Genomic DNA, 19,491 nt, shown 5'->3' with positions numbered 1-19,491 from the left:
ATGAAGAAGAAACTACTGCTGGGCACAGGCGTTCTGCTCGCCATTCTGGCGGCCCTGTTCGGGCGCGACCTCGTCGGCCTCTACTACCTGCAGGACCATATCGAAACCACCACCAAGGCCTATGAGGCCGAAGGACCCTGGCCGCAGGTGGCCGATGCCTGCACGGGCTGCCACGGCGCCAAGGGCAGCTCGCAGCACCAGCGTTATCCGAGCCTGGCGGGGCAGCCAGCGGCCTACCTGACGGCGCAGCTCCACAGCTTCGCCCATGGGCAGCGGACCTACCCGAACATGGGACCGTTGGCAAAGAGCCTGAGCGAAGACGAGATCAAACGTCTGGCGGACTACTTTGCCCGGCAGCCGGCCAGCGAGAACCACGGGTTCCAGCCCGATCCCGGCTTGCGGGCGAAAGGCGAGAAGCTGGTGGCAGCCGGGGGATGCACGGCCTGTCATGGCGCGGCACTGATGGGGCAAGCGCAGTTCCCGCGCCTGGCCGGGCAGGGGGCTGACTACCTCCGGGCGCAGCTGGATGCCTTTGCCGAGGGCCGGCGAGTCGACCCCACCGGTGCGATGAAAGCGGTTACCGGGAGCCTGTCTCCGGACGATCGCAAGGCGCTCTCCCACTACCTCGCTGCACTCGCCCCGTCGGCGAAGTGACGTAGCGGATTTCACGACCTGATTGAGACTATTGCCATGGAACTCAGAGATATTCTTGCGTTGCTGACGTGCGTCCTGCTGGTGATCTCGGGAGCGACTTTCGGGGTCAAATTTCTCCGCAGACGCAACTTCTTACTGGGCCTCGAGTGCCTGATCGTGGGGTTCTCCGCAACCAACTTCCTGATCTATCTCCTGACGGAGTCGAAGGTTTCCTACAGCATCTCCTTCTTTTGCGATGCGTTTTCCCGGGGCTTCGGTATTCCCATCGTCGCGGTCCTCGGCCTGATGGCCGTCACCCATGACTTCAAGCCATCGGTGTTCAAGGACGCTGCCATCTTCGCGGTCACCTTTGCGGGAACCTTCGTTCTGATCAAGGCCGACTTCATGGTCAAGCCGCTGCCTTACTTCTACGTGATCATGTGGACGGCCTACTCGGTATACCTCGCCTATTTCATCTGCAAACTGGCGAGCATGGGCGAGAAGCTGCACGCGCTGGGTCTGACCGTGGCCGCGGTGCTCGGGCTGGCCGTCGCCTGCATCTACGACTTTTTCCCGATTCCCGGTGACGATACGAAAATGGTGTTCCTGACGCTCGCGCTGTCAACCTGGGCCTTCATGATGATGCAGATGTACTACTCCTACCTCGCCTTCGAACGCGCGAAGGCGCAAGTCGTTCGCGCGCGCTGACGCCCTGGCCCGAGCCCCCGGAGATATTCCCATGTCGATCGAACAAGTCGGGCCGGCCGTCGAACAGATGCGCCAGCTCTTCACCCGTCAGCGTGCGGCCTTCGCCCGTGAACGTTATCCGTCGTATCAGGATCGCCGCGCCAACCTGCAGGCCCTCAAGGCACTGGTGCTGGACAACGCCGATGAGATCGCCGCGGCCATTGCCGCCGACTTCGGTCACCGCTCCGTGCATGAGAGCAAGCTGCTGGACATCTTTGGCCTGGTCAGCGAAATCAACCATGCGCTCAAGTGCCTGAAGCGATGGATGAAGCCGCAACGGCGCGGCGTCGGGATCTGGTTCCAGCCCGGACGTGCCGCGCTCCTCGCGCAGCCGCTCGGGGTGATCGGTATCGCCGCGCCCTGGAACTATCCGCTGTACCTGACCCTGGGGCCGCTTTGCGGGGCGCTGGCCGCCGGCAACCGCGCCATGATCAAGATCGCCAGCGACTCCAGCCGTTATGGGGCGCTGTTGGCGCGCCTGCTCGGCCAGCGTTTCAGCCAGGACCTGGTGGCGGTGATTCAGCCGTGGCCCGGCATCAACGACCAGTTCTCCCGCCTGCCGTTCGATCATCTGATCTTCACCGGGTCTCCGGAAGTTGGCCGGCAGATCATGCGCAACTGCAGCGAGAACCTTACGCCGGTGACCCTGGAGCTGGGCGGCAAGTCGCCGACCCTGGTGGCGCCGGGGTATTCCTTGCAGCGCGCCGCCGAGACCATTCTCTGGGGCAAGTGCCTGAACTCCGGGCAGACCTGCGTGGCGCCGGACTACCTGTTCCTGCCCGAAGGCAGTGAGGCCGGTTTCATCGAGCACGCCAAGGCTGCCGTCGCCCGCTACTACCCGAAGCCGCTGGGGGCCAACCCCGACTACAGCTGCATGATCAACGCCCGCCAACTGACGCGCGTCGAGGCCCTGCTGGCCGATGCCCGCGAGAAGGGCGCGCGGGTGGTGGCGCTGGCTGATGCGGAGGAAGCGCGCCGCGCCGGCAAGCTGGCCCCGCACCTGGTGTTCAACGTGCGCGACGACATGCAGATCATGCAGGAAGAGATCTTCGGCCCCTTGCTGCCGGTGCTCAGCTATCGCCAGCTGGAAGAGACCGTGGACTACATCAACGCCCATGAGCGGCCGTTGGCGCTGTACCTCTTCGATGAGGATTCGGGGCGTGTCCAGCAGGTGCTGAGGCAGACGCTTTCCGGCGGTGTATCGGTCAACAGCGTGATGCTGCACGTGCTGCAGGAAAACCTGCCGTTCGGTGGGGTAGGCAACTCGGGGCTGGGGCATTACCACGCCGAAGAGGGCTTCCAGACCTTCAGCAAGATGCGGCCGATCTTCTATCAGGCCCGCTTCAATGGCAGCTTCCTGCTCAAGCCGCCCTACGGCCGGTTGACCCAGGGCCTGCTGCGTCTGCTGCTGCGCTGATTCTCCGTCTGTATCCGCTCACGATTCCGCTTTTGGCGCCCTTCGGGGCGCTTTTTTTTTGAGGCTGAGCGACGTGTGCTCAAGGAGAATGGGCGTTACCTGGGTGTGCCTCTGACCGTAGGATGGGTTGAGGTACGAAACCCATCGAATCCCGTGCACGCCAGCATGGGTTTCGCTCCGCTCGCGGAACGCCGCCCGACCCATCCTTGTCACTACGGCGGGGCGTGCGTGCCCCGACGTGATGCCTTCCTACAACGGGCTGTGACGACCTTCGGAGATATGGAGGGGGCGCAAGGAGGATGGGCGTTTTCGGTAGGGTGCGCCGCGCGCACCAGCGGAGCTGGGATCGGGCTCGATGGTGGACATGAAGAGCGATGTCCACCCTACGGTGGGATGTGTCGCGAGCCAATGTGGAACATCCACGCTCCGGGAGCGTGGATGCTCACTCGCCTCAAGCCGAGGCAACCCACTCGGCGCCGCGTTCGGCGATCATGATGGACGCTGCGTTGGTGTTGCCGCCGACCAGGGTCGGCATGATCGAGGCGTCGATCACCCGTAGCCCTTCGATACCCCGCACGCGCAGTTGACTGTCGACAACAGCCATTTCGTCCTGGCCCATCTTGCAGGTACCGACCGGGTGGTAGATGGAGTCGGTACGCTGGCGCAGCAGCTCGATCAGCTGCTCGTCGCTGTGCAGGTCCTCGCTGTAGAAGTCCTTGAGGCCGAAGCGTGCCATGGGGGCCTGGTTGACGATCTCGCGGGCCATCCGATAGCCCTTGAGCAGGGTTTGCACATCATCGTCGTGGCTCAGGAAGTTCGGGTCGATACGCGGTGCCGCGCTCGGATCGGCGGAGGCCAGGCCGACGCTGCCGATGCTCTTGGGCCGCAGCACGCAGACGTGGCAGCTGAACCCATGGCCCCAATGCAGCTTGCGGTTGTGGTCGTCGACCGTGCCGATCACCGAGTGCAACTGGATATCCGGGCGCGCCAGGTTCGCATCGGTCCTGAGGAAGCCGCCACCTTCGGCGCAGTTGCTCGCCAGCGGGCCACGCCGACGGCGCAGGTACTCGAACAGGGCCTTGCTCATTTTCGGACTGCCAGTGACGGAAAAGCCCAGCAGCGAGGTGTCGCTGCTCTTGTAGCAAAGCACGACGTCCGGGTGATCCTGCAGGTTCTGGCCGACGCCCGGCAGTTCATGCTGCACGGCAATGCCCTGGGGCTTGAGTTCCGACTCCGGACCTATGCCGGAGAGCATCAGCAGGTGCGGGCTGCCGAAGGCACCAGCGGCCAGCAGGACCTCCTTGCGCGCCTTCAGTTGCATGTGCACGCCCTTGACCAGGACCTGCACGCCGACGGCCTGCTTGCCGTTGAGCAGGACGCGCTCGGCGTGGGCGCCGGTGAGCACGGTGAGGTTGCTGCGCTCACGGATCGGTTTGAGGAAGGCCGTGGCGGTGCTCCAGCGGCGGCCGTCGCGGATAGTCACATCGTAGTAACCGACCCCCTCCTGTTGCACGCCATTGAAGTCGGGGTTGAAGCGGTGGCCAGCGTTGATCGCGGCTTCGACAAAAGCCTCGGTAGCGGCGTGGCGATGGGCGCGGCTGACGTACAGCTCGCCATCTCCGCCATGGAATTCGCTATTGCCGCTGTGGTGCATCTCGCTCTTGCGGAAGTAGGGCAGTACATCGGCGAAGGACCAACCTTCGTTGCCCAGCGCCTGCCAATCATCGAAGTCACTCTGGTGACCACGGATATAGATCATGCCGTTGATCGAGCTGCTGCCGCCCAGCACCTTGCCGCGCGGCTGGTAGCCGATGCGCCCGCCCAGCCCCGGTTGCGCGACGGTGTGGAAAGCCCAGTTGACGTGGCGCGTCGGCAGGATCGCCGCCATGCCGACCGGGATGTGGATCAGTGGCGAGCTGTCCTCCGGGCCGGCTTCCAGCAGGCAGACGCGGGTTTCGGGATTGGCGCTCAGCCGGTTGGCCAGGACGCAGCCGGCAGAGCCGGCGCCAACGATGATGTAGTCGAATTCCATCTTTGCGGGTCTCGAATAGGGGGGGGCCAGGAAGGAGGTGGGCAGCTTGATTGCCGACCCGTTAGCCATCCCAGTCCGTGTGGTCGTTGACGAAGCTCAGGATGCGCTTGGCGGCTGCACGGGCCTGGGGCAGGGCAGCGATCATCTGGAAGACATGGGGAAGCCGCTTCCAGATCTCCAGCCGCACTGGCACGCCGGCGGCGTCGGCCAAGGCTGCGGCCCGCACGGAGTCATCCAGCAGCATCTCCGTGCTGCCCACCTGGAACAGCAACGGTGGAAGGCCACTGAAGTCCCCGAACAGGGGCGATACCGACGGTTGCGAATAGGTTTCGGCGGGTGCGTAGAAACCACGTATCCCAACTGCGAAGGCCAGGTTGAAGATCGGGTCGTGCGGCGCATTTCCCAGCGCGCTTGCGCCACTGAGGGTGAAGTCTAGGAAAGGCGAGAGCAGCACCGCGCAGCTAGGCAGCGGCTGGTCGCCAGCCTTGAGGTGCTGCAGCGTGGCCATGACCAGGTTGCCACCAGCGGAATCGCCAGCGATGACGATGTCCTTGGCCTTGATGCCCTGATCCAGCAACCACTGGTAGGCGGCGAGGCACTCTTGCAGCGCAGTGGGATAGGGGTGTTCGGGGGCCAGGCGGTAATCCAGCAGGAGCGCCCGGGTCTTCAGAGGGCGGCACCAGGACGCCACCATGGCGGCGTACACATCGGGCGTGTAAGCCACAAATGCGCCGCCATGGATATAGAGCAGTACCCGGTTCTGGCGGCAACCCTTGGGCGACAGCCACTGGGCAGCAACGCCGTTGCAATCCACGCTTTCGCGTTGCACGTCAGCCAGGGCACGAGGGGCCTGGCGATTCAGCTGGCGGAATTTTTCACGCAGTTTCGGAATGTCGATGTGCAATCCATGCCGCGACTTCACCGAGATGCGCAGCAGCAGGTTGAGCAGTTCGCTTGCCCAACGGCCCCGAGTGGGATGGATGACGCGAGTGAAGGCTTGCGCGTGGGTCGTCATGGTGCCACCTCAGGCCTGGGCCGGGTTGGCGGTCGGCCAGCGGTACTCGCGCAGCTGTTCACGCAATTGCACCTTGCTGATCTTGCCGGTAGCGGTGTGTGGAATTTCGTTGACGAACACCACGTCATCGGGAATGCAGAATCTGGCGACCTTGCCTGGATACTGGGCCAGGATTTCCTCGCGGCTGACGCCCTGGTCCGTTTTCTTCACGACCACCAGCAATGGCCGCTCATCCCATTTCGGATGGGCGATGCCCAGCGCAGCGGCTTCGGCGACCGCCGGATGAGCCATGGCGATGTTTTCCAGTTCGATGGAGCTGATCCACTCGCCGCCGGACTTGATCACGTCCTTGGCGCGGTCGGTGATTTGCATGAAACCGTCCTGGTCCAGGGTGGCCACATCGCCAGTGGGGAACCAGCCGTCCACCAGTGCGCTGTCGCCCTTGCGGAAGTACTGGTTGATCACCCAGTGGCCACGAACCAGCAGCGCGCCTGAGGTCTTGCCATCGCGGGGCAGGGGATTGCCGTCGTCGTCGACGATCTTCAAGTCGATACCGAAAGGTGGACGGCCCTGCTTGACGTCGATGGCGAAGCGCGCTTCGTCGCTCAGCTTGAGGTGCGATGCCTTGAGTGTACTGACGGTGCCCATTGGCGACATTTCCGTCATGCCCCAGGCATGTTGGATCTTGATGCCGAATTCCTTTTCGAAGCTCTTCATCAGGGCCGGCGGGCAGGCCGCGCCACCGACAACCATGCGCTTGACGCTCGAAAGCTTCGTGCCGTTCTTCTGCATGTACTGCAGTACGGCCAGCCATACGGTCGGTACACCGGCAGAGAAGGTGACGCCCTCGCTCTCGAACAGCTCGAAGACGCTTTCGCCATCCAGGGCGGCGCCCGGAAACACCAGCTTGGCGCCCACTAGCGGCGCCGAGTACGGAAGCCCCCAGGCATTGACATGGAACATGGGCACCACGGGTGCGACCACGTCTCGGCCGGAGAGGGCCAGGGCGTCCGGAAGCGAACTGGACAGGGCGTGCAGCAGGGTGGAGCGGTGGGAGTAGAGCACGCCTTTGGGGTTGCCCGTGGTCCCCGAGGTGTAGCAAAGGGCGGCGGCTGAATTCTCATCGAGTTGCGGCCAGGCGAAGTCGTCTGACTCTTCAGCCAGCAGATCTTCATAGCAGAGCAGGTTCGGGATACTCAGGGCCGGCATGTGCACACGGCTGGTCATGGCGACCCAGTACTTCAGGCTCGGGCAGTGCGCGGCGATGGACTCGACCAGCGATGCAAAGCTCAGGTCGAAGAACACGACGCAGTTTTCGGCGTCGTTCACGATCCAGCTGATCTGTTCCGGGAACAGGCGCGGATTGATGGTGTGGGTGATCGCCCCCATGCCGGAGATTGCGTAGTACAACTCGAAATGGCGATAGCCGTTCCACGCCAGGGTGCCGACGCGGTCGCCCTGTTGAACGCCGAGCTTCTTCAGGGCATTGGCCGCTTTCCTGGCACGCAGATGCGCTTGGGCATAGGTATAACGGTGAAGCGTACCTTCGACCGTGCGGGAGACGATCTCGGTGTCGCCGTGATAGCGCTCTGCATGTTCCAGCAGGGAAGAGACGATCAGCGGCAGCGTCATCATTTGGCCGTGCATGGTGTTTTCGCCTTTTATTTTCATGGGTACTTATTGCCAGACTTGCCCTGTCTCGGGCCGGCAGTTAATGGCGTGGTGGCGTGCGCTTTCGCGAAAGCCGGTTATTCAACCGGCAACTCGCGAGGGTTGTGCTTTGTATGCATCCTGCCTGGCAGGCAGAAACTTCAGGCGGCTGTCTTCGACTGCGTCTTTCAACAGCATCTTCTTGTCTCGGCCGTAATGCATGAACACATGCCAGGGGTAGGATTTACCCTGGCGCGGGAGGAAGTGTTGATCGCGTTGAATGTATCCGGACTTCATGGAATTCATGATTCCGTCATTCAGTGCATTGTGTTCGTGATCGTATGGCGTGACGACTTCGAAGTTGTTCTTCTCCATATGCCTGAACAACCGGCAAAGATACTTGGCTGCGAGGCCGACTTTCAGTGTCCAGGAGATGTTCGTGTAGCCGAATATCCACGCCAGGTTAGGCAGGTTTTCCAGCAATACACCCTTGTAGGTCATTTGTTCGCCTACCGGATACGGGGTGCCATCGATCGACAGCGTCATTCCACCCAGTATCTGCAGCTTGAGTCCGGTCGCCGCGATAATGATGTCGGCCTCCAGTTCCTTGCCGGACTTCAAGAGAATTCCCTTATCCGTGAAACGCTCGATGTGGTCGGTCTCAACGGACGCTTTCCCGCTGCGCAGAGACTTGAACAGGTCGCCATCGGGTACGGCGCAAAGACGCTCGTCCCAGGGCATGTACTTGGGGGTGAAATGACGCATGTCGACATTCGGGCCGACTTGCTTGCGGACATGGGAGAGGATGATTGTGCGCATCAGCCTCGGCCATTGCCGGCACGCAATGTAGGCGGCGCGGTACATCAGGATATTGCGCTTGCGTGCCAACCCTTTCGCCCAGCTTGCCGGCATGATGCGGGCCAATGCGGTGGTCAGCTTGTCGACCGATGGCAATGAGTAAACATAGGAAGGGGAGCGTTGCAGCATGGTGATATGCCCGGCGGTGTCCGCCATGGCCGGAATCAGCGTGGCTGCGGTGGCACCGCTACCGATCACTACAACTTTCTTGCCCTTGTAGTACAGGTCTTCAGGCCAGTGTTGCGGGTGAATCCTGATGCCTTTGAAGTTCTCTTCGCCCGGGAACTTGGGGAGGAAACCCTCATCGTGGTTGTAATAGCCGGTGCAGCACACAAGGTAATTGCAACTGTAGTGTTTTATTTTGCCGCTGGGTTCATGCAGGGCAGTCACTTGCCATAGGCGCTGTTGGCTTGACCAGTTTGCGCTGGTGGTCTTGAGGCCGTAATGGACTTTATCGGCGATTCCATATTCTGCCGCTGTGTCCTGGATATAACGGCGGAGTGATGCGCCATCGGCGAGAATCTTGGAACTGTCCCAGAGGCGGAACTTGTAGCCGTAGCTGAGCATGTCCGAGTCAGAGCGGATTCCCGGGTAACGGAAAAGATCCCACGTCCCACCGATGCAATTGCGGCGCTCCAGGATGGCAAGGCTTCTTCCCGGAAACTCTTCGGTTATATGGCAGGCAGTGCCAATTCCGGACAGGCCTGCGCCAATAATCAAAGTGTCGTAATGATGATTGCTCATGAATATCTCAGTGCCTGTCAGAACAAGCAGGGCAATTGATTGATGGAATCGGCTTCAGAAGCGATGAGCCCCATCAATGACGACTCCTGAAGAGCCGAATGGGGAATGCCTGGCAGGGGCAAGTCGCGAGCGGACACAACCAGGTTCAGGTTGGTTCTGCTCCCTGCCGAGTTCAGGCGCTGACTGTGCTGCTCATCGGTGTGTCGAAACCGGATGGTTCGGCGGCAAGCAAGGGGGGAGGGTGAGCCACCGGGAACGTCCGTAAAGACGGCGAAACCGTCGCTGGGACCGGGGCGGCTTGTGGAGTCTTTCATGAGCTGAGCTCCTGAAGCTTTTGTTGTTTTGCAGGACTGTAATCCGCTGAAAACATTTGCGCAACAGTTGTTATGGAAAAAGATCGTTACGCAAAATTCAGCCGACCTGCGGTCGCAGGGGCGTGGGTGGTTTTCAGAGGGTGTTGGTCGGGTGGGCGATGGCGAGCGTCCCTGCTCGCCAGTGGGTCAGTGGGCGCTGCGGGACTGCGCTGGGGCCAGGCCGGAGAGGTAGTGGACCGTGGCCTTGAGCTCCTCATCCGATAGCGAGCTGGCCATGGCGTTCATGGCCTGGCTGGGGTCCTGGCGCTGGCCTTGTTTGAAGGCCTGCAACTGGTCCGCCAGGTAGCCCGCGCCCTGTCCGGCGATGCGGGGGCCGAGGGGGCCGCCGGATAGATTCTCGCCATGGCACGCAATACATCCCTTGGCCGCGACGACTGCCTGCCCACGCTTTGCCAGGGCGTCGTCCCGCTCGGGTGCCTCAGTCGTATCTGGTGTCTGGCGGGAGAAGTAGTCCGCCAGGGACTTGATCCGGGCGTCGCTCAGGTTCGCCGCCAGTGGCCCCATCTGCGCGCTGTGACGACGGCCTTCGGCGAAGGCGTGTAACTGGGCTTCGATATAGGACGTCGGCTGACCGGCAAGGGCTGCGTACTGCGCATCCCGGGGCTGGCCGTTGACGCCATGGCAGAGCGCACAGGAGTCCTGGATCTGCGGCCAGGCACCACCATTGGCCTCGTAGCCGACGTAGTACCGGTCCAGGGCGTCCATGAACCGATATCCAGCCAGCAACTCCGGACCGACAATGGCTGCTGCTGTCGTCAGTCCCGCCGCGATGACAGCGGCACCGATAAGAAGGGCTCGTTTCATCATGCGCTCCTCCCGGCTTTTACCAGCGCCTGGAGCGCCTCGAGTGCTGCCCGGTGGCCGGAGCGCACGGCGCCGTCCATGCTACTGGCCCAGAGATCGGCCGTTTCAGTGCCGGACCAGATCAGGCGACCGACCGGAGACTTCAGGTACTGGCCCCATTTGGTCAGGAAGCCCGGCGGGATGGAGCCGACGCAGGTCAGGGTCCAGGGATCGACCTTGCCCCAGTCATGGTCGTGGAACTGGGTAGGGTGCAGCGCTTCGTCGCCCAGTGCCTGCGCGTAGATGGCCGACAGGGTGCTCTCGGCGCGCTTGGGGTCGTGGGGCAGCTGGCCGCTTCTGACGAAGGCGCTGAGGACGCCGACGCTGCCATCCGGGGGCGAGTTGTCGTAGGAGAGGATCAGCGGCCCGTCGGCTTGCGTGATCTGGCCGTTCAGGCCCTGTTCCCGCCAGAACGGACGCGGGAAGACATGCACGGTCTTGCGCATGGGGGCGTGGGAAGGCCAGAGGCGTTGCAGCTGCGCACGTCCATCGGGAAGCGGCGGGTCGAAAACGATCTGGTTGCACAGCGCCGGGTGCAGCGCGGCGATGACCTGGCGGGCGCGGATGATGCCCTGGTCGGTATGGAGTTCGACGACGTCGTGGTCCCAGCCGACAATCCTGCGCACCGGGCACGACAGCCTGAGCCTGTCGTCCAGGGCCTTCGCCATCCTGATACTGAGAATCTGGGAGCCGCCGACAAAGCGGGTTTCCTGGGCGCCGCCCTTGAACCCCTCGAGCCTCTCCATGCTGCAGTCAGCGGAGTTAATGAGGGAGAGGTAGTGCAGCAACGCCAGGTTCGAAGGCGGCGTGCCGGTGGTCAGTCCGATGGACGCATCGAAGCTCAGCCTGGCCTGATTGTCGACCCCCTGCTGCACCAGCCACTGGCCCACCGAGAGTTTGTCGATGGCCGCTGCATCCGCCGCCGTCCAGGGCTCCTTGCTGGGGACGCCCCGCGCCAACTCATTGAGCTTTTCTGTGATCGGGTTGCTGGCGCCCTGGCCGCTGGTGAGGTCTTCCTCATACGTGGCGCCACCCACCAGATACACGTTCTTGCCCTGGTAGTAGGTGGGGAAGGTGTCGACCTCAAGCTCGCGGGCCAGGTCGAAGATAGCCGTCTGGCCAGGGCCTATCCATTGGCCGCCGGCTTCCGAGACGACGCCGTTGCCCAGGTCGTGGTTGTAGGTGCGTCCACCCACGCGGTCTCGGGCCTCGAGTACCACGAAGGACTCGCAGCCCGCTCGTTGCAGGTCCCGCGCCGCCGTGAGGCCGGCCAGCCCTGCGCCGATGATGACCACGTCCAGGACGTCTTCCTGTCCCGCCCGAAGTACCTGGGCCGTGGCTCGTCCGCTGAGCGCTATTCCTCCCACCAGGGTCGCGCTTCCAATCGCCTGCAGAAGCCGGCGGCGCTGGCGCGCAGAACACGACAACTCATTGCTATCTGAATCCATCTTCGCCTCGGTCAACTCTATTGTTTTAATTAAAATAACTGACGTTACGTAAAGTACTCCACAACGGAGGCGATGCAAAGCGAAGAATGGCGGGAAGAGGGAAGAGGCCTTCGCGGCTGCGGTGGTCCGCAGCCGCGTTGCTTGAATAGGCAGTGGTTACGGCCGACCAGCGCGGGGAGTCTTTCCTCACGGGCTCTGCCTGTGACGATTCGAATGCCCGAGCTAGCAGGATGAAGCCGATCCGGTAGGGTGTGCCGTGCGCACCGGTGGTTTGAGGTGGTGCCGAAGCCGATCCCGGAATCGGTGCGCGCAGCGCACCCTACGGTCCAGGCCAGGCGAAAGGGGGCGGCCTTGTGCATGGGGGAGGATTCGCCCCCTTCAAGGGGGGGGCTAGCGCAAGTCCACGCTCTACGAACGTGGATGTTTACTCCGGCTTGTCCGCGTTCAGTCGGGACCAGGCGGCGTCTATCGCGCGCTTCTGGGAATCGGACTGCCGCTCCAGGAAGAACAGCCGCCTGCGTTCCTCCTGGCTCGGGATGGCCAGGTCGGGAAGCAGTCGCCGATTGCGTTCGAGATCCAGGTCGAAGCTGGGGATGAAGTGGGTAGCCCTGGCGTTTCGCGCAGCAATGCCGGGTTGCAGCATGTAGTCGATGAAGCGGTAGGCCGCTTCGCGGTTCGGGGCATTGCGGGGAATCGCCAGGCTGTCGATGAACATCAGCCCGCCCTCAAGGGGAATGCTGTAACGGAGCTCGCCCTTGTCGTTGGCCATGGCAGCGATGCCGTTCCAGGTTATGGCCGCGCATATCCGGCCTTCGGAAAGCTGGGTAACGAGGTCGGTGAAGTTCTTCGGGCCAAGGGGCATCCCCAGATCGCCGATTTCGCGAGTCGCCTGCTCGATGCCACGGGCGCTCTGGGTGCGGAGGTTCCTGCCGCGGTAGTTCAGGTACAGGGAAAGGGTCTGTTCCGGCTCGTTGTGCAAGACCGCGCCACAGGCTTTCAGCTTGCCTGCACTGGACGGGTCGAAGAGGATGCTCCAACTGTTGGCGACTGGCCCCTGTAGTGCCTGAGACGCTGCACGCTCGTGGATGACAAGGCCCACGGTGCCCCACATGTAGGGCGTGACGTACTGGTCGGCCCGGCTCTTGGAGGACAGCTTGGCCAGCAACTCGTCGCTCACCTCGGCTCGGTTCGGCAGATCAGCCACGTCAAGCTCGAGAAGCTGCTGCTCCTTGATCAGGCGCTCAAGCTGGAAATCAGTGGGGACGATGACGTCGAAGCGCTTGCCGGAGGCCAGGTCCGCCTCCAGTTCTGCCGCAGTCGCGAACTGGCTGTACTCGACCCTGATACCGGTATCGCGCTCGAAATCACGCAGCACGTCCGGGTCGATGTAATCCGCCCAGTTGTGCACTTTCACGACGTTCTCCGCGGCGGCTTGAGTCGCCATGACCGTCAGCCAGATACCCATCAGGAACGTGATGCAGGTCGGCGTCCCTCGACGTTCGCGACGAAGCAGTCGTGTCCCCATGGACAGCGATAGCGCCTTGGTTCCCAGGTCCATCCTCGCCCTCACTACATGGTTGTGTTTTATTTATTATTTCATGCGTTACGCAAAATACATGAGTTTCGATTTCGTGCAAAGGAAAAAGCTGCGGGCATGCGCAGGCAGCGTAAGACGCTCGGTCGCGAGGCGAATGGAGGGGGAAGGGGCCGCAGGAGAGGAGGGGGAAAGTCGGGCCCCGCGCGGAGCCCGTCGGTGGGCAGGTTACTGTGCGGTGGCCTTGGCCTTGGCCTTGGACGAGCGCTTGGATGCCTTCGGTGGGGAAATCAGGGTGATCAGCGCATCGAGCAGGGCCAGCCCACGTTCCGCGCTGAAACGCTCGGGTTCGATCGGCAGCATCATCAGCCAGCCATCGCTGATGGCGCTCACCTGGTCGGCCAGCAGGTCGGCGGCGATATCGTCGCGGATCTTGCCCTGGCGCTGCCCATCCTCCAGGACCGAGGTGAAGACCTCGCGAAACCGGGCGTAGCGTTGCTTGATGACGCTGGCGAACGCCGGCTCGTGACGAGCGTGGGTGAGCAATTGGAGCCACGCCAGCCAGTTGTCCGGCGCATCGGAACTGATCCATTCCAGCCACTGTTGGATGAGTGACTTGAAGTCGAGCTGCTCGCGATTGATTTCCAGGAGCGCGTCGACCCTGTCGAACAGGTTCTGGGCGACCTCGCTGACCATTTCTTCCTTGTTGGCGAAGTAATAGGTTACCGCGCCCGTGGTGCACCCGGCGTGCTGCGCTACCTTGCGCATCGAGGCGCCGGCATAACCTTCCTGAGCGATCACCGCGATCGCCGCCGCCAGCAGCTCGGCTCGCTTGGCATTGTGATCACCGACAGGTCGGCCTCGACGTGCGACGGGTTCGGACTCGCTATCGCGCGCGTGCTGGGGGCCGGTGGTACGGCGGGCTTTGGAGTCAGGCATAGGTGCTCGAGAAGATCGTCAGGTCAGTTGAAAAAAATGGTTGCCCCTTGGTCGCGACGGCCGAGGCGCGGCCCAGCATAGGGAAAATGTTCTGATAAAGCATCCCGTGTGCCATCGGTTGGCGAGCTGTTTCGGGACCGCAGCCGGGAAGATGATTTCCGCCCCAGTGCATCACTGATGGCGTGGCACGCGGGGTGCTTGCAGTCGGCTAGGCAGGAGCCTAGCAATCGAGACTAATTAAAACAACTTATGTTGTGTTAATTAGTCCAGCGCTCGCCGCCGGTCCGGCCCTGTCTTCCCGGCAAGCCAGGGGGGCATCGTGGAAGCGGCACCGGTCACAGGGGCCTATAGACGCCGTCCTCGTCCATCCGCACTCGCCCATCGGCCAGGAGTTCGGCCAGGTGCTGCAGAATCGTCCGGGCCTCGGCATCGTCCACCCATGGGCCCGCAACGCCTTGGGGATACAGCAGCCGTTGCTCGACCAACTGCTCCAGCGTTTTCGGCGATTCGCGCAGCAACGCCAGCAGTCTGCGCTCGCGGTCGTCGATCTTGGCCGTGAACGCGGCAAGGTCGGTGAGGAATCGCTCGCGGTCGGTATAGATGCCCCGATGGTGGGACGTGACCCATACCTTTGCCGGGATATCCGGCAATCTTCTCAGGCTCTGACGGAAATCCTGAAGGCTTGAACAGGCATCCCCGTAGTAGGGCCCGAAGCTGGTCAGATCGATGTCACCAATGAAGAGCAGGCCTTCGGGTTCGACGAGCAGCACCGAGTGGCCGGCGGTGTGGCCGGGCATGTGGAACGCGCGGATCTTTGAGCGGCCAAGGTCCCAGGACATGCCATCCTGATAGCCCTGGGCATCGGGGCGGGGGGCGTAGAAGAACTCACGCTGAAGCTTGTCCAGCATCTCAGCGGCGCGCTCCTTGTCCGCCATGCCGAAGGCTGAGAGCATGCCGCTCCAGCTGCGAGCGGCCTGCAGATCAGCATCGTGTACGTACACACTGGCGCTGGGAATACGGTGCAGGCCTGCCATGTGATCTTCGTGCACATGGCCCATGACCACGAGTTCGGTGGAGTCGAACTCGGCTCCGATGAAGTTCGAGACGATGGGTGTGTCGAATGCTGCGCGCGTGTCCGAGCCCCGGATGAGGACCTGGTTGCCATCAGGGTATTTCCCGCTCTTCTCGCCGAAGAATACCGAGACGCGGCCGAAATCGGCCCGCTGGATACGCACGTCTGGGCGGGAGTCGCTTGCACTGGGGGACATATCGAGAATCCTTCTTGTCGATTCGACGCCTGGTCGTTGCTGCTGGCCGATCAGGAATCCTGTGGCGATTCGCATGAACATTCATTGGCGCTGCGGACCTGTCAGGTGGGATCGCCGGGGAATGATCACTAGATAGAGGCGAGCCTAGCAATGCCTCTTTTTATGCGCAACGATTGTTATTTTAAATGATGAGCCGTCATTGACAGATGGCTCGGCACTGCGTCGCATGGGCCTGTTCCCCGGGTGCCTTCTCCCCCGGAAAGGTGGGTGATGGGCGGATTGAGTGGTTTCCGTCTCTCGTCCTGGTCCATCCCAGGGGCAGGCATTACGGGGGGATCGCCCGGCAATGACAGAGCAGACGGCCGCCTCACACATTCGTGCGTTTTCGGGATAACGGCGTAAGTCGCGGGAGCGCCTGCCGAAATTTCGCTCCATATCCTTCGTCCGGTCAGCCTCGGTTTTCGAGGGGGCACCCATACCCCGGCGCCTTCTCAATGGAGGGCGTAGCTGGCGCTGCCGACGCAGTTACGGAGCCCGTCCCGCATGAACCCTTCACTCCATTCAGCTTTTCTGCGCCCGACCGCGCAATCGATGTGGGTAGCACAGCGATGAGCGCCTTGCTGCAGTGCCTGTCGCACACCCCCCTGGTCGGTTATGTCGACCCAGCACCGGAGGTGCTCGCCGAAGTCGATGCGGTAATTGCCGCGGCGCGTGAGCGGATCGAACGCTTTGCGCCGGAGTTGGTGATCCTGTTTTCGCCGGACCATTACAACGGCTTTTTCTACGACGTGATGCCGTCCTTCTGCATCGGCATGGCGGCGCACGCCATCGGTGACTTCGGCACCGCGGCCGGAGTGATCAGCGTGCCGCAGGGGCTGGCCGAGCAATGCGCCGAGGCGGTGTTGGCCGACGGCGTGGATGCGGCGGTGTCCTACCGCATGCAGGTCGACCACGGATTTGCCCAGCCGATGCAGGAGCTGCTCGGCGGTTTGCAGTGCTACCCCGTGATTCCGGTCTTCATCAACTCGGTGGCGACTCCGCTGCCTGGCTTCCAGCGTGCCCGCCTGCTCGGCGAGGCCATCGGCCGCTTCGCCCGCTCGACCGGCAAGCGCTTGCTGTTCCTCGGTTCCGGTGGCCTGTCGCACCAGCCGCCGGTGCCGGAACTGGCTCGGGTCGAGGGCCTGATGGCCGATCGCCTGAAGGGCAGTGGTCGCCATCTGCCGGCCGATGAGCGCGAAGCACGCCAGCAGCGGGTGATCAATGCAGCGCGCTGCTTCGTCGAGGACCCGCACAGCCTCCACCCGCTGAATCCCGAGTGGGATCAGCAGTTTCTCGACATCCTCGCCAGCGGCCGCCTGGCCGAGCTGGATGGCCTCGGCAACGCCGAACTCTCGGCCATCGCCGGCAAGTCCACCCACGAGGTGAAAACCTGGGTGGCGGCCTTCGCTGCGCTGTCCGCCTTCGGCCCCTATGCGGCCCAAGGCCGCTATTACCGGCCGATCCCCGAGTGGATCGCCGGCTTCGGCGCGCTCAGCGCCAAGCCCCAATCCATTGCGCAGGAGTCCTGAGATGACCGCACTGACCGACGCCGCCACCAGCTGTTTTGCCCGTATCCGTGAAGGCGAGCTGGAGCTGAACATCCACTACAACGACTGCGGGCAGGGCAGCGAGACCGTGGTCATGCTCCACGGCTCCGGCCCCGGCGCCAGCGGCTGGGCCAACTTCAACCGCAACATCCAACCCTTGGTGGACGCCGGTTTGCGCGTGATCCTGCTGGACTGTCCGGGCTGGAGCAAAAGCGACTCCATCGTCTGCGCCGGTTCGCGCTCCGACCTCAACGCGCGCATCCTCAAGGGGCTCGTCGACCAGCTCGACCTCGGCCGGGTGCATATCCTCGGCAACTCCATGGGTGGTCACAGCGCGGTGGCCTTCGCCCTCTCCTGGCCGGAGCGGGTCGGCAAGCTGGTGCTGATGGGCGGCGGCACCGGCGGCGCCAGCCCCTTCGTGCCGATGCCCACCGAGGGCATCAAGCTGCTCCAGGGCCTGTACCGCGCGCCGACCCTCGAGAACCTGAAGGCGATGATGAACATCTTCGTCTTCGACCCCCGCGACCTCACCGAGGAGCTGTTCCAGGCCCGCCTGGACAACATGCTGGCGCGCCGCGACCACCTGGAAAACTTTGTCGCGAGCCTGGCCGCCAACCCCAAACAGTTCCCCGACTTCGGCCCGCGCCTGGCCGAGATCAGGGCCGAGACGCTGGTGATCTGGGGCCGCAATGACCGCTTCGTGCCCATGGACACCGGCCTGCGCCTGGTGGCGGGCATTCCCAACTCCCAACTCCACGTGTTCAACAACTGCGGCCACTGGGCGCAGTGGGAGCACGCCGACACGTTCAACCGCCTGGTGCTGGATTTCCTCACCCACTGAGTCCCGAGGTGTGCGATGACCCTTTCCCGAGATTCCCTGGAACAACTGGCCGCGGCCTTGCGCGGCGCCGAGGCGAGTGGCGCGGCCATTGCCCCGCTGCGTGAGCGCATCGGCGAAGGCAGCGATGAGGCCGCCTACGCCATCCAGCGCCTGAACGTCGCCCACGGTGTGGCGGCGGGGCGCCGGGTAGTGGGCCGCAAGATCGGCCTGACCAACCCCAAGGTGCAGGCGCAGCTCGGCGTCGACCAGCCGGACTTCGGCACCCTGTTTGCCGACATGAGCTACGGCGACAACGAGGTAGTGCCGGTGAACCGCGTGCTGCAACCGAAGATCGAGGCGGAGATCGCCCTGATCCTCGACCGCGACCTGCCGCGCGCCGACACCACCCTGGCCGAGCTGATGAGCGCCGTAGCCTACGTGCTGCCGGCGCTGGAGATCGTCGGCAGCCGCATCGCCGGCTGGAATATCCGCTTCGTCGACACCGTGGCCGACAACGCCTCCAGCGGCTGCTTCGTGCTCGGCGGCCCGGCCCGCCGCCTGGACGGCCTGGACCTGCGCCAGGCGGCCATGCGCATGACCCGCAATGGCGAGCTGGTGTCCAGCGGCAGCGGCGCCGAATGCCTCGGCCACCCGCTGAATGCCGCCGTCTGGCTGGCCCGCACCATGGCGCGCCTGGGCGAGCCGCTCAAGGCCGGCGACCTGATCCTCACCGGTGCCCTCGGCCCCATGGCGCCGGTGGCGGCGGGGGACCGCTTCGAAGCGGTGATCGACGGCATCGGCCAGGTGGCCGTGCAGTTCAGTGCCGAGTGATAGCAGAGAGAACTTTTCCATGAGCAAGAAACGTAAAGTCGCCATCATCGGTTCCGGCAACATCGGCACCGACCTGATGATCAAGGTGCTGCGCAACGCGCAGCATCTGGAAATGGGCGCCATGGTCGGTATCGATCCGGCGTCCGACGGTCTGGCTCGCGCCGCACGACTGGGCGTGGCCACTACCCATGAAGGCGTCGAGGGCCTGACCCGCCTGCCGGTCTTTAACGAGATCGACTTCGTCTTCGATGCCACCAGTGCGTCGGCGCACGTGAAGAATGACGCCTTGCTGCGGGGCCACAAGCCCGGTCTGCGTGTGATCGACCTGACCCCGGCCGCCATCGGCCCGTATTGCGTGCCGGTGGTCAATCTGGAGCAGCACCTCAGTGCGACCAACGTCAACATGGTCACCTGCGGCGGCCAGGCCACCATCCCGATGGTCGCCGCCGTGTCCCGCGTGGCCAAGGTGCACTACGCCGAGATCATCGCCTCCATCGCCAGCAAATCCGCCGGCCCCGGCACCCGTGCCAATATCGACGAGTTCACCGAAACCACCTCGAAAGCCATTGAGGTGATCGGTGGGGCGGCCAAAGGCAAGGCGATCATCATCATGAACCCGGCCGAACCGCCGCTGATGATGCGTGACAGCGTGTTCGTGCTCAGCGAGGCCGCCGACCCGGCCCAGGTCGAAGCCTCGATCGTCGAGATGGCCGCTGCCGTGCAGGCCTATGTGCCCGGCTACCGCCTCAAGC

Annotated in this window: 17 protein-coding genes; 7 read left to right on the top strand and 10 right to left on the bottom strand. The window is 63.3% G+C overall.

Going from position 1 to position 19,491, the window contains the following annotated elements:
* The 3 genes from ACFW0H_RS13170 to ACFW0H_RS13160 are packed head-to-tail and all read left to right on the top strand — an operon-like array spanning position 1 to position 2,797.
* Positions 1–654, top strand: a complete 654-nt coding sequence (locus ACFW0H_RS13170) for a c-type cytochrome (protein ID WP_422914351.1) — start codon at positions 1–3, stop codon at positions 652–654.
* A 36-nt stretch (positions 655–690) separates the two neighbouring features.
* Positions 691–1,341 (top strand): hypothetical protein, encoded by a 651-nt coding sequence (locus tag ACFW0H_RS13165; RefSeq protein WP_422914350.1) that lies wholly within the window; start codon positions 691–693, stop codon positions 1,339–1,341.
* Between the two features lie 31 nt (positions 1,342–1,372).
* On the top strand, positions 1,373–2,797 hold the full coding sequence (locus ACFW0H_RS13160) for a coniferyl aldehyde dehydrogenase (RefSeq protein WP_422914349.1): 1,425 nt from the start codon (positions 1,373–1,375) through the stop codon (positions 2,795–2,797).
* A 451-nt stretch (positions 2,798–3,248) separates the two neighbouring features.
* Here ACFW0H_RS13160 and ACFW0H_RS13155 read toward each other — a convergent pair whose 3' ends face one another.
* The 10 genes from ACFW0H_RS13155 to ACFW0H_RS13110 all read right to left on the bottom strand — a co-directional run bounded on the left by ACFW0H_RS13155 (position 3,249) and on the right by ACFW0H_RS13110 (position 15,577).
* Positions 3,249–4,829 (bottom strand): GMC family oxidoreductase, encoded by a 1,581-nt coding sequence (locus ACFW0H_RS13155; protein WP_422914348.1) that lies wholly within the window; start codon positions 4,827–4,829, stop codon positions 3,249–3,251.
* Positions 4,830–4,890: 61 nt separating this feature from the next.
* A complete protein-coding gene (locus ACFW0H_RS13150; RefSeq protein WP_422914347.1) occupies positions 4,891–5,844 on the bottom strand; it encodes an alpha/beta hydrolase in 954 nt (317 codons plus the stop codon).
* A 9-nt stretch (positions 5,845–5,853) separates the two neighbouring features.
* Positions 5,854–7,491, bottom strand: a complete 1,638-nt coding sequence (locus tag ACFW0H_RS13145; RefSeq protein ID WP_422914346.1) for a 3-(methylthio)propionyl-CoA ligase — start codon at positions 7,489–7,491, stop codon at positions 5,854–5,856.
* Positions 7,492–7,596: 105 nt separating this feature from the next.
* Positions 7,597–9,096: a flavin-containing monooxygenase gene (locus ACFW0H_RS13140; RefSeq protein WP_422914345.1), complete on the bottom strand. Its 1,500-nt coding sequence runs from the start codon at positions 9,094–9,096 to the stop codon at positions 7,597–7,599.
* A gap of 17 nt (positions 9,097–9,113) precedes the next feature.
* On the bottom strand, positions 9,114–9,410 hold the full coding sequence (locus ACFW0H_RS13135) for a hypothetical protein (protein ID WP_422914344.1): 297 nt from the start codon (positions 9,408–9,410) through the stop codon (positions 9,114–9,116).
* 186 nt (positions 9,411–9,596) lie between these two features.
* Positions 9,597–10,274, bottom strand: a complete 678-nt coding sequence (locus tag ACFW0H_RS13130) for a c-type cytochrome (protein ID WP_422914343.1) — start codon at positions 10,272–10,274, stop codon at positions 9,597–9,599.
* Complete coding sequence (locus ACFW0H_RS13125; RefSeq protein ID WP_422914342.1) at positions 10,274–11,761, bottom strand: flavin monoamine oxidase family protein; 1,488 nt, start codon at positions 11,759–11,761, stop codon at positions 10,274–10,276. Before ACFW0H_RS13125 ends, ACFW0H_RS13130 begins: the two co-directional genes overlap by 1 nt.
* 424 nt (positions 11,762–12,185) lie before the next feature.
* Positions 12,186–13,319: an extracellular solute-binding protein gene (locus tag ACFW0H_RS13120; RefSeq protein WP_422914341.1), complete on the bottom strand. Its 1,134-nt coding sequence runs from the start codon at positions 13,317–13,319 to the stop codon at positions 12,186–12,188.
* Positions 13,320–13,523: 204 nt separating this feature from the next.
* The gene (locus ACFW0H_RS13115; RefSeq protein ID WP_422914340.1) at positions 13,524–14,234 is read right to left on the bottom strand and encodes a TetR/AcrR family transcriptional regulator; all 711 of its coding nucleotides are present in this window, start codon (positions 14,232–14,234) and stop codon (positions 13,524–13,526) included.
* 335 nt (positions 14,235–14,569) lie between these two features.
* Positions 14,570–15,577: an MBL fold metallo-hydrolase gene (locus ACFW0H_RS13110; protein WP_422914339.1), complete on the bottom strand. Its 1,008-nt coding sequence runs from the start codon at positions 15,575–15,577 to the stop codon at positions 14,570–14,572.
* Positions 15,578–16,110: 533 nt separating this feature from the next.
* On the opposite strand from ACFW0H_RS13110, the gene mhpB reads away from it, so the two are divergent.
* The 4 genes from mhpB to ACFW0H_RS13090 all read left to right on the top strand — a co-directional run.
* Entirely contained in the window at positions 16,111–17,070 is a 960-nt protein-coding gene (mhpB, locus tag ACFW0H_RS13105) for a 3-carboxyethylcatechol 2,3-dioxygenase (RefSeq protein WP_422914338.1), read from the top strand.
* Between the two features lies 1 nt (position 17,071).
* The gene (locus ACFW0H_RS13100; protein ID WP_422914337.1) at positions 17,072–17,929 is read left to right on the top strand and encodes an alpha/beta fold hydrolase; all 858 of its coding nucleotides are present in this window, start codon (positions 17,072–17,074) and stop codon (positions 17,927–17,929) included.
* A 15-nt stretch (positions 17,930–17,944) separates the two neighbouring features.
* The gene (gene mhpD / locus ACFW0H_RS13095; protein WP_422914336.1) at positions 17,945–18,739 is read left to right on the top strand and encodes a 2-keto-4-pentenoate hydratase; all 795 of its coding nucleotides are present in this window, start codon (positions 17,945–17,947) and stop codon (positions 18,737–18,739) included.
* 19 nt (positions 18,740–18,758) lie between these two features.
* Positions 18,759–19,491, top strand: a 733-nt coding sequence (locus tag ACFW0H_RS13090) for an acetaldehyde dehydrogenase (acetylating) (RefSeq protein WP_422914335.1), incomplete at its 3' end; no start/stop codon positions are given.

The sequence above is a fragment of the Metapseudomonas cellulosilytica genome (assembly GCF_049334135.1).
Lineage (GTDB): Bacteria > Pseudomonadota > Gammaproteobacteria > Pseudomonadales > Pseudomonadaceae > Metapseudomonas.
Note: the sequence above shows the minus strand (reverse complement) of the source record. Positions and strands in the feature narration are given on the sequence as shown.